Origin of the sequence: Reichenbachiella versicolor (assembly GCF_003171675.1) — a bacterium.
Taxonomy (GTDB): Bacteria; Bacteroidota; Bacteroidia; order Cytophagales; family Cyclobacteriaceae; genus Reichenbachiella; species Reichenbachiella versicolor.
In genome coordinates, this window is the sequence record NZ_QFZQ01000021.1 from 1 (window position 1) to 2,039 (window position 2,039).

1 protein-coding gene is annotated in these 2,039 nt (G+C 37.6%); it reads right to left on the bottom strand.

Features of this window, described 5'->3' with window-relative positions; genetic code table 11:
- Window positions 1-168: 168 nt before the first annotated feature.
- Window positions 169-2,039 (bottom strand): putative Ig domain-containing protein (locus DKG80_RS21010; RefSeq protein WP_221409173.1); only part of this gene is annotated, 1,871 nt, incomplete at its 5' end.

The following is a 2,039-nucleotide window of genomic DNA, read 5'->3' on the forward strand; positions in this document are numbered from 1 at the left end:
ATAAGAATGTTATGTAAACTGATCTTCTGATGATGGATTCTTTGAGGAAAATAAGACTCAACATTTAGAACAGGATCTTCAATAAAAGGCACAAAAAAAGACCAGAGAAACTCTGGCCTTTATTTTTTATTATTATGTGTTGTTGTGAATTAGAAATCGCCTTAAAAGTTATTTCTTAATAAACCTTATGGTCTTCACTCCGTCAACACCAGATACTTTTAGCATATATATCCCTGTAGGCAAATCAGCAATCGATATTGATTTTTGAGCTAATAAATTACCAGCTTGAACCAACCCTCCAGATAGGTCTGAAATCTCATAACTATCAAATACTGAAGATTCACTGTTCAATGTAATTTCAGATGTAGCTGGGTTCGGGAATAGTGTTATGTCTGATGATAACTCACCTTCGACTGATGAGATAAGCTTGTCTGCAACTGTGATTTTGAAAGCTTCACTATCTGTCAAGTCTCCATCGCTAACTGTTACAGTTACATCATATGTTCCTGATTGATCACTATCTGGTGTCCAGTTAAACTCTCCAGTTGTAGAGTTTAAGGTCATACCTAATGCTATTGATTCAGCATCTAAACTATATGTTAATTCGTCATTATTCTCATCTGAAGCAGATATGGTAAAAGCTAATAATTCTCCTTCATCCACTTCTTTATCTTCGATTACATCCAATATTGGAGCGACTTTTGGTAATTCAAAGCGTTGAGCGTTGATTACTTCATATGATGTGACTTCACTACTCCATGCTATCACAAAATCACCATTACTATCAATAGCAATTGTTGGACTCTTTTGATCATTGGATCTTTCCGTATTAATTACAAGCTCATCTCCCTGAGCTATGCCCGATGCATTATAGCGCTGTGCGTAGATATCTGAGCTAAAATCATCTCCTTGACCAAAGCCATCCCAAGTAATCACAAAATCTCCATTAACACTCATAGCTATAGATGGTACTCTATCTTGAATACTTCCACTACCTTTAAAAGTGTTGACTAAGAATTCCTCCGTATCCTGTGCTACTGCTGATACATTATATCTTCTGGCATAAACATCGTGAAACCCTGCTGAATGATCACTATTCCATGTAATTACAAAATTACCATCAGCATCCATAGCCGTAGCTGGGTCTGTTTGATAATTATCTACTAAAGTATTGACTAAAAAAGGGTCTGTCTGTGCTTCGCCAGAAGCGTTGTAAAGTCTTGCTTCTATCCCGTAATCATCACCATCAACATTTTCATCCTGCCAAGTGACTACAAAATCACCATCAGCATCCATGGAAATAGCAGGATTGATACTATTCTTAAAAGTTCCAAAATTGACTCTAAATTCACTTTCGACCTTATTGCCAGAAGCATCAAATCGTTGTGCCATTATATCAGTACCTCCATGAACGTAACCTCCATCGCCACTCCACACAATAACGAAGTCACCATCAGCATCCATTGCTATATCAGGAGTATTTTGATTCCCTGTAGTATGAGTATTTACTAAAAATACGGAGCCTTGTTTTTCACCAGAAGAGTTGTATCTCTGAGCTTGGATACCTCGATCATCCATTGCTGATAAATTTGACATTTGCCAAGTAATTACAAAGTCTCCGTCTGAATCCATTGCTACCGCAGGTGCTAAGTTATAGCCTACGCTTCCACTGGCTACTGTAAACTCATCTCCTTGAGCGACTCCTTCAGCATTGAACCTTTGAGCATAGACTCCAGTATTAACGGTACTCCAAGCAATCACAAAATCACCATCTTCATCCATAGCGATATCAGAATATCTTCTACTATATGAACCATTATCATTCTCAGTATTAACCTTGAACTCTGTACCTACTTTTTCAAGTTGTGCATGAGCGTCAGAAGTATTTAGCATCATCATACCAGCAGCTATGGTTCCAGTAGCGGCTGTTTTCAAGTTGACATTTAATTGATCCAATTGACGCTTCAGTCTATCAAGTCGCTTGAGAAGCATTTGACGCTTTTTGTAGGTGTAATTAGTAAATGATCCGTTTTGGATAG